A 12,622-nucleotide genomic window follows, 5' to 3' on the forward strand; every position below is an offset into this window, starting at 1 on the left:
GACAGCGGCCGGGCTCAGCATTTGGGGTTCTGGGCCACCTCCTGCAACAGGGCCTGGGTCTGTGGGTCGTAGACGCCCGGCTCGATGCCCTTCAGCTTGCTGCGGTACTTCCACTGGAAATTCATCAGTGCGCTCTGCGTCTGGGCGCCGAACCCCGTCTGGTATTTGTCGGTGATGTCCCCGTCGAGCCAGTTGACGGGCATGCAGGCGGCCTTCATCAGCAGGTGCTGAAGCTGCACCACGTCCGGCCCGGTGTCGTTCCGCCGCAGCGTCCGGTTCGCGCTGGGCGAGGGCGAGGACGACGGGCTGGCCGGGGGCGCGGACGTCGGCTCGGGCGGGGCGGTGGTCGGGGCGGCCGCCGGCTTGGTGGCGACGCTCTGGGACGGGCGGGCGGAGCTGCGGGTCGGCGACGGGCTGTCCGCGCTCGCGGACGCGTCCGGGGACGCCTCGCCACTCGACGGCGCGCTCGGGGTGGTCGCGGCGGAGGAGGCCACCCCCGGGCCGGTCGGCGCCGGCAGCGCGTGGTCGACGCTGTCCGGCGAGGAGGACAGCAGCATCGCCATGCTCACGGCCAGCGCCGTCACGCCCACCGCGCCGCCCGCGATCACCAGCCGCTTGCGGTCGGCGCTGCGCCGCCGCTGCGAACGGCGTTCCGTCCGGCTGACCGGCGCGGCGGACTCGTCGTCGTGGAAGCCGAACAGGCCCAGGTCGGTGGCCGGCGGAGGCTTCGGGCCGTCCGGGACCGGAGGGAGCAGCGTGGTGGCCGGGTCGGGGCCGGCGGGTATCGGGGGGATCAGCGCGGTGGCCGCCGTCCCCGGGTCGGTGGGTATCGGCGGGATCAGCGCGGTCGGCGGCTCGGGCTGGGGCGGCGGCGGGACCACCCGGCCGAGCTGGAACGGGGCGGGCGAGCCCTGTTCCTGGACGGGCGGCAGCAGCTGTGTAGCGGCGGCGTCCGACTGAGCTGCCGGCGGCGCGAACGGGCCGGCGGCCTGCGGAACGTGCGGCGCCCGGCCGGGCGGCGGTGGCGGGACGGCTCCGGGAGCGGACGGCTGCGGCGGGACGAACGGCACCGTCTGCGTGGTGATCGGCTGCACGGGCGGTGGGCCGGCCTGGGTGGTGATCGGTTGCACCGGCGGCGGGCCGACCTGGGTACCGAACGGGTCGGCGGCCGGGTGGCCGGGCTCCATCAGCACCGGGGTGTCGGCGACGTACGGGCGCACCAGGTGCGGGCCGTCCAGCGGCGGGAGGACCGCGGTCTGCTCGGCCGGGGAGAAGGCGTGACACGCGCAGCTGCCGGCCGGCCCTACGGTGCCGCAGCTGGGGCAGCGGTCTGCCGGCATCGGCCGGTCCTCCTCGGGTCGGAAACGAACGCAGTGATTATGCAGGACCATCCCACGGGGCAACAGGGACGGCCGGGCCGGGGTGCGCCCCGGCCCGGCCGCCGGGCCGCCGGTGCCGGTCAGCCGGCGGCGGCGCCCGCCTGCTCGCGGAACTGCTGCGGGCTGAGCCCGCGGACCCGCTTGAACGCGGCGCTGAGCGCGAAGCCGCTGCCGTAGCCGACCCGGCGGGCGACCGATGTGAGGGTGGCGTCCGGTTCGGCCAGCAGGTCGGCGGCCTGGGCGAGCCGCCAGTTGGTGAGGTACGCCATCGGGGGCTCGCCCACCAGGTCGGTGAAGCGCCGGGCCAGCGCGGCCCGTGAGATGCCCGTCTCGGCGGCCAGCTCGTGCACCGTCCAGGCGCGCGCCGGGTCGGTGTGCAGCAGGACCAGCGCGCGGCCCACCACCGCGTCGGTGTGGGCCCGGTACCAGGCCGGGGCGTGGGTGGCGTCGCGGGAGAACCAGCAGCGCAGGGCGGAGATCAGCAGCAGGTCGAGCAGTCGGTCCAGCACCACCTCCTGGCCCGGCTCGTCCCGTCCGATCTCCGCCTCCAGCAAGGCCACCAGCGGTGAGCTCCACTCCTCGGCGGCCAGTCGCAGCACCGGCGGCAGTGCGCGCAGCAGCCGTCCGCTGACCTCGCCGTGCAGCTGGTAGGTGCCGCTGAGCAGTACCGTCGCTGCCTCCCTGGCGGTGCCCCAGGTCCGGACGCCCTGGTCGAGTTCCTCGCACATCCGCTCGCCGTCGACGGTGGTCGACACCTGCCCCGGATGGATCACCACCTGGGGCGCGGTCTCCGGCCGGTCGGCGACGGTGTACGGCTCCGGCCCGCGGACGATCGCCAGGTCCCCGGTCCGCAGCGGCACCGGCGGGCCGTCGTCCGGGACGATCCAGCCGTCGCCGCGCACCGTGGTCAGCACCGTCAGCGGCGCCCGGTCCTCGATCCGGATCGCCCACGGCGGGTCGAACACCGACCGCAGCAGGAACGCCCCTTGGGCCCGGGGGCCGGTCAGCAGTGCGGTGAGCGCGTCCATGGCCGCCAGCGTAGACGCCAGGTGTGCGGCCGGGTGGACGCTCACGTATGTCAACGAGCTTCTGGGCCATGGATCTTGGAGCTCCTGGTGAGTTGACTGTCCGTCATGACCACACGAACGGGGGCTCACGGCATGGCAGTTCTTCGCACGGTGACGCTGATCGGCGCGACCATTACCGCAGGGCTCAGCGCGGGCCTGTTCTACTCCTACGCCTGCTCGGTGATGCCCGGCCTGGCCAAGGTCGAGGACCGGGCCTTCGTCGACACCATGCAGCGCATCAACGTCGCCATCCTGAACGGCTGGTTCATGATCAGCTTCCTCGGCGCGCTGGTGCTCATCGTCGCCGCGGGCATCCTCCAATGGCGCGGCGGCAACCGCACCGTCCTGCTGTGGATCGGCGCCGCCGCCGTCCTCTACCTCGCCATGTTCGTCATCACCAGCGCCGTCAACGTCCCCCTCAACGACAAGCTGGCCGCCGCCGGCGCCCCCGACAAGCTCACCGACCCGGCCGCCGTCCGCGCCGCCTTCGAAGACGTCTGGGTCCGCTGGAACGTCGTCCGCGCCATCACCTCCACCGCCGCCTTCGCCTGCCTGACCTGGGCGCTGGCCCTGTCGGGGCGCAACTCCTGACCTCCCGTCACCGCTTCAGCCGGACGGCGTGTGCGCCGTCCGGGGCGACGGTCAGCGCGAACCGTTCGACCCCCGGGCGGCCCCGGGCATCCCACCACCGCCACCCGGCCTCCACCTCGTCCCACAGCCGGCGTGGGCCGGACTGCACCACCTCGAACTCCGCCCGTCCCGGCTCCCAATCGGCCGTCGCCCACGAGGTGACGGCCGTGTCGTGCAACCAGAGCGTGTATGTCCCGTCCGGGTACCGCTCCGTCAGCGGAAACACCCCCGGCACCCGGACGCCGATCGCGAACATCGCCGCCCAGCCGCCGAGTTCGTCGGGCGAGAGGGTGGTGGCGGACCGGACGCCGTCGGCGGGCCACGGCGCGGACAGGTAGGCGAGACTGTTCGGGCGGGCCACGCGCTGGGCGCGCAGCCGCATGAACGCGGACGAGCGGGCGAATCCGCCGTGGGCGCTGCCGTCCGGTTGGGTCGTCAGTTTCACGACGGCCTCGCCGCCGTACTCCGGCCCCCAGGGTGCGACGATCATCGCGCCCGGGCGGCACTGTTCGATCCAGGCGCGGGGCACGTCCCGCACCGAGCAGGTGGCGATCACCCGGTCGAACGGCGCAGTCGGCGGATGCCCGGCCGCGCCGTCGCCCACCACGGTGACGGGGGCGTACCCCGACCGGGCGAGGCGGCGTTGGGCGTCGGTGGCCGTGCTCCCGTCGACCTCGACGGTGGTGACGTTCGCCGAGCCGAGGCGGTGCGAGAGCAGCGCGGCGTTCCAGCCCGTTCCGGTTCCGATCTCCAGCACGCGGTGGCCATCGGCGACGTCCAGCGCCGCGAGCATCGAGAACACCATGGTGGGCATCGAACTGGACGAACTCGGCGCGGTGCCTCTGGAGTTGCCGAGGTGCGCCCCGTCGTCCCACTGCGTGGTCAACGGCACGTCCGAGTACACCGCCCGCCACCACGCGGCAGCATCCTGACTCCGGCTCACCGCGTGGCCCTGCCGCACCCCGTCCGCCATTCCCGGCCACACCGTGTCCGGCACGAACAGGTGCCGGGGAACGGCGTGGTATGCCGCGAACCAGTCGGGCTGCAGCGAGCCGTTGGCGATGAGCGCGGAGGCCAGCCGGTCGCGACCGGCCTCCGCTGCCTGGCGTGCCGTCACCACGTCAGCGCCCCGCCGCCGGACCAGCCGGACCTGCCGGACCCTGGCCGTCGGAGGTGTTGCCGCCCTCGTCGCTGCCACCGCCGCCGTGCTTGTTGCCGCTGCTGCTGTCGTCCTGCTGGCCGCCGCCGGATCCGTCGCCGCTGCCGCCGCCGTGCTTTCCGTCGAACGTGGGCATGGTGCCTCCTCTGTTCTCGCGTGGTGGGACGGGCTTCCGTCCCGATGCTCACGCTAGGTGGCGGGAGTGTGGCGGAGGGCGCCTGATTCTCGGGAATTCCCCTGCGGGAGGGAGGGATTCGCGGACTGGCGCAGGTCTGGGCTCAGTTGCTGTTCAGCGCTTGACGGCACCGGGCGATCACCCGCTGGGCGTCCGCGCCGTGGACGGCCGCACGGTTCAGCGACTCCCACACGCGCAGGTAGAGGGCCACGCTGTCGGGGGCGTCCAGCCAGAGTTCGGCGTGCCAGTCCTCGGCGATGACCAGGCGTTCGTCGTGGATCCAGAAGCCGTTGGCGGGCGGCAGTTCGACCGGGGCGTCGAACGGCACGATGCCGAGAGTGACGTTGTCGAGGCCGATCACGCCGCTGAGACGGTCGAGTTGGGCAGCCATCACGCCCGGCGGGCAGATCCGCGCCCGGAGCGCGGCCTCCCACATGACGATGTGGAAGCGCTTGCCGCGCCGGTACAGCAACTCCTGGCGGCGGATTCGGGCTTGCACTGCCTCGTCGATGTCGCGGGGGGAGCGGTGGAGGGCGGTGTAGGCCTCGAAGATGTGCCGTGCGTAGTCCGGGGTTTGGAGCAAGCCGACGACCATCGCGTTCTGCCAGGCTCTTGTGGCGGACGAACGCTCGTATTCGACCGTCAGCCGGTCCTGCACCGGCCGATGACCGGCGGCCAACTGCCGTCGCCAGGAACGGGATTGCGTCTCGAAGGTGCGAAGCCTGGCCGACAGCTCGGCCGCTGCCTCGGGCTGCCCGACGCCGTCCGCCCAGGCCCGAAGGTCCTCGTGGGTGGCCGTCTGGCGGCCGGTCTCCAGCTTGCTGACCTTGGACTGCGTCCATCCGAGCTGTTCGGCCAGTTGGCGACCTGTGAGACCGCCCTTGGTCCGCAGCTCGCGGAGCCGCAGACCGAGGGCGTAACGGGCCTGTTGGAAATCGGTGGTCACTCGCCGGACGGTACCCCAGCCCGGAACTCGCGGTGCGGCACGGCGAAGTGCCAGGCGGCGTCCCGCTCCTGGCAGGCGCGGTTGACCCGGACCGGGTCGGTGATCACCTCGATCTCGGTCAGCACGTCGTTGGCGTCGAAGTGCAGCAGCGCGATCACCCGGGAGTCGAACACCCAGGCGTCCTCCAGAGGAAGGCCCAGCCGGTCGGCATCCTCCCGCCACAGGTAGCGGACGTCCTCGCCCACCGTGCCGATCTGTTCGGCGTTGTCGAGCAGGTAACGCTGGCCGAGGGTCGGCGGGTTGTCCATGATCCGCACCCGTTCGAACCGCTTGCCCTGCGCGGACTGCGCACTGCGGTTGCGGGCCCAGTCGTTGTCCATGTCCCAGCCGGGGTCCTCACCGGCGACGAACCGGCGGTAGGTCTCGGTCTGCTCGTCGGACCGGTACTGGCGGCGGGTCTCCAGCCGGAATGCCGTGTGCTGGAAGGTCTGGAACATCGACTCGAACTCGTCGTAGCTGATCATCACGGGCTCGCGCTCGGCGGCACGCGGCGCGAAGTCCGCGAGCAGGACGCGGGGCACGGTCACAAATCCCTCGCCGGGCTTGATGTTGCGGAACTGGGCCACTTCCGCCGGGTCCGTGACGAGGTCGCCCTGCACGATCACCTGCCCGGTCTCCTCGTCCTCGTACAGCGTCGGGCATCCGCTGTGCCCCGAGTTGCTCCCGATGTAGCGCAGGCGACGGGTCATGTCTGTGCTTCCCTCCTGTGGGCGGTCGGCCTCAGAATGCCCGGGCATCCGGCGGGACAGGACGCGGATTCGCGAATATTCGTCCGGAGGGGCGGGCGAGACGGGCGTCACGGGAACCCGTGGGCGGGTGCCGGACAGCTCATAGGAGTGATCACAGATATGCGAACCCGGGTGCGGGCCGGGGACCCGGACGTATTCGGGGAGCTGTTCGACCGGTATGCCCGGACTGTCTACAACCACGCGTTCCGGCTGACCGCGGACTGGTCGGTCGCCGAGGACGTCATGTCGGCGACGTTCATGGAGGCGTGGCGGTTACGGGACAGGGTGGCCGAGGAGGGCGGGTCGCTGCGGCCGTGGCTGCTGGGCATCGCGACGAACCTCGCGCGCAACCACTGTCGCAGCAACCGGCGTTACCGCGCTGCGGCCGCCGCGCTCGCCGCGACCGGGCCCTCGGTGGTGGAGATGCCCGACCACGCCGAGGAAGTGGTCGGGCAGGTGGACGACCGGCGGCGGATCGCCGCCACCGTCACCGCGATCGGGGCGTTGCGGCGGGCCGAGCGGGAGGTGCTGATCCTGTGCCTGTGGGAAGGCCTGGAGTACGCCGAGGCCGCCGAGGCGCTCGGCGTGCCCGTCGGGACCGTCCGCTCCCGCCTCTCCCGCGCCCGCACCAAACTGCGCAAGCTCGCCCACGCCGAACTGGCGACAGAAAGACGGGAACTCACCCGCCGCAGCCGACAGACAGAGAGGGACCGCGCAATCGCGGTCCGGCCCGTACCGGAAGGACACCGATGAACGCCAGCCCCTCCCAGCCGCACCCGGCTGACCGGCCGGAGACCGACGGCCTCCGGCCGACCGCGGAGCGGAATCTGCCGGCGGGCCGCCACCAGTTCCACAAGGAGCAACTGATGGCCCAGATCCACGAAGACCTCAACAACGCCGTTCCCGCCCCCGTACGACGGAACCCGTTCCTGCGCCGCGCGATCCTGCTGCCCGCGGCGGGGTTCGCCCTCGCGGGCGCCGTGGCGGCCGGAGCGGTCCTGATCCCGCAGGACCACGCGGCCCGGCCCGCCGCCGGCCCGGCCCTGACCGGCGACATCGGCAACGGCGACCAGAAGGGAGCCGTCCAGCTGCTCAACCGGATCTCGCTGGCCGCCGCGGAGGCCCCGAGCCCGGCGGTGCGTCCGGGTCAGTACGTCTACCTCGAGTCGCAGGTCGCCGGCATCAACGTGAAGGACGTCGACGGGAAGCCCACCCCGTTCGACACCCCCCTTCACACCCGTCGGATGTGGACGTCGGACAACCACCGGGGTTGGCTGTCCGAGCCCCAGCAGCACGTGGACGCCGAGCTGGAGCTGCTGCGAATCGGACGTCTCGAATGGCCGACCTACGAGTACCTGGCCTCCCTCCCCACCGACCCCGACGCGCTGCTGAAGAAGATCCGCGAGGAGATCGCGTACGAAGGCCAGGGTGGTCCGGACGCGGAGGCGTTCATTGCCATCGGCACGCTCCTCCGCGACACCTACCTCCCGGCCCCGGTCATGTCCGCGCTCTACAAGGCCGCCGCCAAGATCCCCGGCGTGGTCGTGGTGGACGACGCGGTCGACGCCATCGGTCGCCACGGGGTCGCGGTGGCCCGGACCAAGGAGTCCAACGGCCAGCGCTCCGAGTGGATCTTCGACAAGTCGACGTTCGCCTTCCTCGGCGAGCGCACCGTCCAGGTCGGCACACCGGCCCCGGGCCAGGTCGTGACCAAGCCCGGCACGGTCCTCGTCACCGCCGCCGTCACGAAGCGCGCCGTCGTCAACGAGATCAAGCAGATCCCGTCCGACCAGGCCTGACCCGGCCCTTGATGGAGGCCCCGGCACCACGAGACAAGGTGTCGGGGCCGCACCGGCGTGTCGATCGCTGGAGCACGAAACGGCCGGGGTCGTGGGCTGCACCACCCACTACGGGAACGAGGCCCTGCCGCACTGGGCGTTCGACGAGCAGGAACGGGCCGAACCTGCGCAGCGGCTGGTGAGTGCGGAGTCCGTGGGGAGGGCGATGACGTCGCCGTGCTGTTGGAGCCCCCATTGTTCGGGGGTGGGCGGTCAGTCGGATACTCGTCGGACATCCCAACCCGGAGGCAGCGTGAGTCAGTTCGAGCCCGAAGAGATCCGCACCGACCGACTGGACCTGCTGCCCCTGCGGGTCGAGCATGCCGAGGAGATGGCCGTCGTGCTGGCCGATCCCGGCCTGCACGCGTTCATCGGTGGTGCGCCGGACAGCGCGGAGGTTCTGCGAGCGCGCTACGAGCGGTGGGTGGCCGGTTCGCCCGACCCTGGGGAGTCCTGGTGCAACTGGGTGATCCGGCTCCGTGACGACGACTGCCTGGTGGGGACGGTCCAGGCGACGGTCACCACCGACGAGCGCGGGGCGGCGGCGGAGATCGCCTGGGTGGTGGGAACGGCCTGGCAGCGGCGCGGCATTGCCGCCGAAGCGGCCCGGGGCCTCGTCGCCCGGATCCGGGAGCTCCCGGTGCGCACGGTCGTGGCCCACATCCACCCCGAGCACGCGGCGTCGGCCGCCGTCGCGATTGCGGCCGGACTCGTGCCCACCGACAAGTGGGAGGACGGGGAGGTCAGGTGGGAGCTGGTCGTCGGCTGATCGAGCGCATCCGCAGGGGGTGACGAACCCGGGAACCTCGATCAAGGACGACCTTCGTGGCCGCGGGTCGGGCGTCGATCAAACGTCCATCTTGGGCCGGTCTACTCGGAGCACTGACTCCTTCGAGGTCCTGGAGAACCATCGTGATCAAGCGTGCAGTAGTTGTCGCGGCGGCAGCTGCGCTGTTCAGTCTCGGCGCCAGTGTGGCGCTCGCCGACGCGGGCGTGAAGTCGTCCGACGGCGTTCCGTCCCAGGCCGTCCAGGCCGGGGCCCCGGGCGCCGCGAAGGCGTGGATCGGCCACGAGGAGCATCGTGCGTCGGCGGCCGGTGGAGACGTTTTCGCGGCTGCCGGGGAGAAGCGTTCGACCGGCACCGTGACCACGGCCGGCTGGCTCGACAAGCCGGGCGAGGGCGTTCTGTAGGTCGGCGCGTCTGCGGTTCGCCTCGCTGGTTTCCCTGTTGCCGGCGGGGCGTTCTCGTTGCAGTTGTTTCGGCGTGTCAAGCCACCCATATAGGAAATCAGCTCCGGAGGTTGCCCGGTCCGGAGCTGTGTCGAGCCCGTGCAGCTGTCAGGGGGTGGGGAACTGTCCGGCCTTGACCTTGGCGACGAACGCTTGCCACACCTCAGCGGAGAATGTCAGGCGGGGGCCGTCAGGGTCTTTGGAGTCCCGGACCATTCCCGGGTTGGCATCGTCCACTTCGATGCACTCCCCGCCGTCGCCATCGCTGTAGGACGATTTGCGCCACTTGGAGGCGCTGAGGTCAGGCCCTTCACTCATGTGCGTACTCCTCCGCCGCCGATTTGATCAGGGCCAGGGACGCCTCCGGCGACAGCGCGACGGCCCTGGCTAGATCGTATGACCTCTCGCAAAGGGCGACCACGGCCGGATCGTCGAGCAACTGCCCCGAGTGCAGGCTCTCGACGTACGCCACGGGCGGAGCCTCGGCGAACGTCATGAGGAAGACCGAGCTTGCCACCATGGCGTGTGCCCCCGCGCTGAACGGCAGTACCTGAACCAGGAGTTTGCCCATCCCGGCCAGCGTCAAGAGATGGCGCAGTTGTTCGGCCATCACATGTTCGCCACCGACAGGCGTTCGGATCACTGATTCGTGGAGGATCACCCACAACAGAGGTGCTGTTGGATCGGTCAGGACACGGGCCCGTTCAAGCCTGGCCGCCACCGCGTCATCCACCGCGACGGCTGAGGCGAACGGCTTGGCTGCTCGGACAACGGCGCGCGCATAGGCAGCCGTCTGCAACAGCCCTGTCACCAGCGTTGGGGCGTAATGGGAGATCGTCTTGGCCTGCGACTCAAGCTCGGCAACCGGAGCGAAGTGGGCGGCATGCCGTGTGCGGGTCACCATGGGGAAGAGGCGCGCGAAGTGGCCTCCGGTGCCCAGGGCCGCATCGAGCCGTTCCGAGAGATCTTCCTGCGGCCTCCTGACCGCACTTTCGATCTGGCCGATGTACGCACCGGAGCAGTAGACCAGTTCCCCCAGCCCGCTCTGGGACAGCCCCTTTGCCTCGCGGAGGCGTCGAACCTCCGCTCCGTAGAACGCGCTCGGGGAGGCGGACGGATCGAGGTCCTTCGGACTGGCCATACGTCATATCCCTGTTTCAGCAGCGCAGTTGCTGTGCCGTCAACTCTGTCCAGGTTACCGACCAATGCCGACGCTGGTCACGGAAAGTCGAGCACGAGGTGACTTGGAGCAACGATGGCAGCGGTGGAGAGCGACACGGCGCGGAGATGTGCCTATCGCGCGGAGGCGGAGGAAGCAGCGGACGCCGTAGAGACGGCGTGGCGACTCGCGGGACTGCCGACAGAGCCCAACGTGATGCCGGTGACGAGTGGGCGTGGCCTGAGCGTCGGCGCTCACGTCTCCCTTGGGGGGTGCAGCGCCGCCACAGCTCGCGCGCTCGCCGACGTGTTGACGGAGTACGCCAGGCTGACGGGCCGACTCATCGACGGCCGATCCCAGCGATTCGTGGCCCGTGTACTTGCCGACCACGGGGTGAGGCCGGCGCTGCCGAGCGACGGGGTCTACGTCGTCGCAGGGGAGTGGAGCGTGTGACCACTGATCAGTGGGAGCCTCAGGAAGGGCAATCGGCCCACGACCGGCGCTCGGGCGGAGACGTGCGCGTGATGGCCGTCCATGAGTGCGGGGTGTTCGTCCGCCACCTGTGGGACGGGCGGGAGGGTGTTACCTCACTTGAGGATCTGGCCCCACCGGAGCGTACGGCCCTGGCGCGGTGACGGGTGCTCTCGATCGTGCCTGGGACGCGGCTGCTCAGTTCGTAGCTCTGACGGGCGAGCAGGTGCGGGTGTCGCAGGTGGCCGGCGGCGTACAGCTCAGGTTCCGAGTAGCGCCCATGGATGGTGACTTGCACCTTGAAGTGCTTCGCGTCCTGGGTGAGTCCGAGCGCTTCGGGCATGACCGGCTGTCCGACGGTAGCGGAGAGTTGTGGGCCACCTACCGCGAGAGCCGTCCGTGACCCGCCCATCAGGCCCCGGGAGTACGTAGGCGCCTCAGTATTCGTACGCTGGGCCTAGGGCGATGCCTTGGAGTCGTCCTCACGTCGCTTGCGCTGTCGTTCGTACGAGGGCTGCTCGCGCGTGATCAAGGTGAGGTCGCCATTCCGGCTGACCGTGCAACTCAAGGGGTGTCGTGTGGGCAGCGTTGTGAAGATCAATGTGCTGACTGTTCCTGCTGAGCAGCGGGAGGTGTTGGAGCAGCGGTTCGGGTCGCGGGCCGGGGCCGTGGAGGGTGCGGACGGGTTCGAGTGGTTCGAGCTGCTGCGGCCGGTGGAGGGGACGGACCAGTACCTGGTGTACACGCGGTGGCGGGACGAGGAGTCGTTCCAGGCGTGGATGGAGGGTCCGATGAAGGCGGCGCACCAGGGTGGCGGCGACCGGCCGAAGCCGGCGGCGACGGGGTCGTCGGTGTGGTCGTTCGAGGTGGTGCAGTCGGCCGGGCCGAAGGCGTAGGTAGGGAAGCGGGGCCGGTCATCGGGGGGAGGCCGGCCTACGTGAACGGGATGGCGATGTCCGCCACGTGGTCGTCCGGGGCGGCGGTGGGCCAGTTCGGGTAGTAGATCTCGCGGTTGGCGGCGCTGCGGGTGTGGCCGTGTTCGGTGAGCCAGGTGCCGAGGGCGTCGTGGGCGGCGGCCATGGCTGCGAAGCCTGCCTGGTTCTTGGTGCGGGTGAGGTAGGCCTCGCGGTGGGCGGGTTCGATGCGGATGCCGATCTGCGGGGTGGGTTCGACGGCGTTCTGGGTGGGGGCGCAGAGTTCGACGGGGCCGTCGGAGTCCTCGCTGACCAGGCCGTCGTAGACCGCGAAGATCGGTCCGGACAGGCATGCTCCGGTCTCGCGGAGGTGGGAGAGGAGCAGTTCGGTCGATGAGGCGAGGAAGTCGGGGAGGTCGGCGGCGGTGACGTGGCGCCGGGCGAACAGGACTTTCTGCTCTGCGACTTCGCGTTCGGCGATCTCGTCCATGGTGGGGTTCCTTCCGGTGAGGACGTCTCGGGCGTAGCCCACCGCGTCCCGGCGGGCCAGGTGGGCGGATTCCTGTTCGCGCCAGTACGCGGCGAGCAGTGCGGCCGGCTCCGGGCTGCGGGAGTCGAGGACGGTCGCGATGAGGGCGAGCGGCATGCCGGTGGCGCGCAGCAGGGCGATGCGGCGGGCGCGTTCGACCTGGGCGGGGCCGTAGCGGCGGAAGCCGGTGCGCGGATCGGTCTCGGTGGGTGGCAGCAGGCCGCGGTCGCCGTAGAGCCGTAGGGCCTTGAGGCTGAGCCTGGTTCTGGCCGCGAGTTCCCCGATGCTGATCAGTTCCTCTTGCACGGGGCCACTGTGCACTCTGCCCCTGGGGGAG

The 12,622-nt window shown here is 71.0% G+C and carries 16 protein-coding genes; 7 read left to right on the forward strand and 9 right to left on the reverse strand.

All coding sequences use genetic code 11. The features are described from left to right. Positions 1 to 14: 14 nt before the first annotated feature. Complete coding sequence (locus tag ACFYS8_RS22385) at positions 15 to 1,340, reverse strand: peptidoglycan-binding protein (RefSeq protein WP_387643302.1); 1,326 nt, start codon at positions 1,338 to 1,340, stop codon at positions 15 to 17. A 119-nt stretch (positions 1,341 to 1,459) separates the two neighbouring features. Beyond that, entirely contained in the window at positions 1,460 to 2,407 is a 948-nt protein-coding gene (locus ACFYS8_RS22390; protein WP_387643304.1) for an AraC family transcriptional regulator, read from the reverse strand. A 132-nt stretch (positions 2,408 to 2,539) separates the two neighbouring features. On the opposite strand from ACFYS8_RS22390, the gene ACFYS8_RS22395 reads away from it, so the two are divergent. After that, a complete protein-coding gene (locus ACFYS8_RS22395) occupies positions 2,540 to 3,037 on the forward strand; it encodes a DUF1772 domain-containing protein (RefSeq protein WP_387643306.1) in 498 nt (165 codons plus the stop codon). A gap of 7 nt (positions 3,038 to 3,044) precedes the next feature. On the opposite strand, the gene ACFYS8_RS22400 is transcribed toward ACFYS8_RS22395, so the two are convergent. From ACFYS8_RS22400 to ACFYS8_RS22415, 4 genes are all read right to left on the reverse strand, one after another. Continuing rightward, positions 3,045 to 4,193, reverse strand: a complete 1,149-nt coding sequence (locus ACFYS8_RS22400) for a methyltransferase domain-containing protein (protein WP_387643307.1) — start codon at positions 4,191 to 4,193, stop codon at positions 3,045 to 3,047. A gap of 4 nt (positions 4,194 to 4,197) precedes the next feature. Then, the gene (locus tag ACFYS8_RS22405) at positions 4,198 to 4,371 is read right to left on the reverse strand and encodes a hypothetical protein (RefSeq protein ID WP_387643309.1); all 174 of its coding nucleotides are present in this window, start codon (positions 4,369 to 4,371) and stop codon (positions 4,198 to 4,200) included. 142 nt (positions 4,372 to 4,513) lie between these two features. Continuing rightward, positions 4,514 to 5,356, reverse strand: a complete 843-nt coding sequence (locus ACFYS8_RS22410) for a helix-turn-helix domain-containing protein (protein WP_387643311.1) — start codon at positions 5,354 to 5,356, stop codon at positions 4,514 to 4,516. Continuing rightward, on the reverse strand, positions 5,353 to 6,105 hold the full coding sequence (locus ACFYS8_RS22415; protein ID WP_387643313.1) for a DUF6879 family protein: 753 nt from the start codon (positions 6,103 to 6,105) through the stop codon (positions 5,353 to 5,355). The genes ACFYS8_RS22410 and ACFYS8_RS22415 overlap by 4 nt, the downstream gene beginning before the upstream one ends. 159 nt (positions 6,106 to 6,264) lie before the next feature. Between ACFYS8_RS22415 and ACFYS8_RS22420 the strand changes: the two genes are divergently transcribed. The 4 genes from ACFYS8_RS22420 to ACFYS8_RS22435 all read left to right on the forward strand — a co-directional run bounded on the left by ACFYS8_RS22420 (position 6,265) and on the right by ACFYS8_RS22435 (position 9,173). Then, positions 6,265 to 6,897, forward strand: a complete 633-nt coding sequence (locus ACFYS8_RS22420; protein WP_387643315.1) for an RNA polymerase sigma factor — start codon at positions 6,265 to 6,267, stop codon at positions 6,895 to 6,897. After that, positions 6,894 to 7,943 carry a CU044_5270 family protein gene (locus tag ACFYS8_RS22425; protein ID WP_387643317.1) on the forward strand — a complete coding sequence of 350 codons (1,050 nt, stop codon included), beginning with the start codon at positions 6,894 to 6,896 and terminating at the stop codon, positions 7,941 to 7,943. Before ACFYS8_RS22420 ends, ACFYS8_RS22425 begins: the two co-directional genes overlap by 4 nt. Positions 7,944 to 8,235: 292 nt before the next feature. Then, positions 8,236 to 8,751 (forward strand): GNAT family N-acetyltransferase, encoded by a 516-nt coding sequence (locus tag ACFYS8_RS22430; RefSeq protein ID WP_387643319.1) that lies wholly within the window; start codon positions 8,236 to 8,238, stop codon positions 8,749 to 8,751. Positions 8,752 to 8,894: 143 nt separating this feature from the next. After that, a complete protein-coding gene (locus ACFYS8_RS22435) occupies positions 8,895 to 9,173 on the forward strand; it encodes a hypothetical protein (RefSeq protein ID WP_387643321.1) in 279 nt (92 codons plus the stop codon). A gap of 147 nt (positions 9,174 to 9,320) precedes the next feature. Here the strand turns inward: ACFYS8_RS22435 and ACFYS8_RS22440 are convergent, their stop codons facing one another. Next, a complete protein-coding gene (locus ACFYS8_RS22440; RefSeq protein WP_387643323.1) occupies positions 9,321 to 9,530 on the reverse strand; it encodes a DUF397 domain-containing protein in 210 nt (69 codons plus the stop codon). Next, positions 9,523 to 10,353, reverse strand: a complete 831-nt coding sequence (locus tag ACFYS8_RS22445) for a Scr1 family TA system antitoxin-like transcriptional regulator (RefSeq protein WP_387643325.1) — start codon at positions 10,351 to 10,353, stop codon at positions 9,523 to 9,525. The genes ACFYS8_RS22440 and ACFYS8_RS22445 overlap by 8 nt, the downstream gene beginning before the upstream one ends. A gap of 114 nt (positions 10,354 to 10,467) precedes the next feature. Between ACFYS8_RS22445 and ACFYS8_RS22450 the strand changes: the two genes are divergently transcribed. Both ACFYS8_RS22450 and ACFYS8_RS22455 read left to right on the forward strand, forming a co-directional pair. Beyond that, positions 10,468 to 10,824: a hypothetical protein gene (locus tag ACFYS8_RS22450; protein WP_387643326.1), complete on the forward strand. Its 357-nt coding sequence runs from the start codon at positions 10,468 to 10,470 to the stop codon at positions 10,822 to 10,824. A gap of 596 nt (positions 10,825 to 11,420) precedes the next feature. Further along, a complete protein-coding gene (locus ACFYS8_RS22455; protein WP_387643328.1) occupies positions 11,421 to 11,738 on the forward strand; it encodes an antibiotic biosynthesis monooxygenase family protein in 318 nt (105 codons plus the stop codon). Positions 11,739 to 11,775: 37 nt separating this feature from the next. Here the strand turns inward: ACFYS8_RS22455 and ACFYS8_RS22460 are convergent, their stop codons facing one another. Further along, the gene (locus ACFYS8_RS22460; protein ID WP_387643330.1) at positions 11,776 to 12,591 is read right to left on the reverse strand and encodes a MerR family transcriptional regulator; all 816 of its coding nucleotides are present in this window, start codon (positions 12,589 to 12,591) and stop codon (positions 11,776 to 11,778) included. Between the last annotated feature and the right edge of the window lie 31 nt (positions 12,592 to 12,622).

This window comes from Kitasatospora sp. NPDC004615 (genome assembly GCF_042873545.1).
GTDB lineage: Bacteria > Actinomycetota > Actinomycetes > Streptomycetales > Streptomycetaceae > Kitasatospora.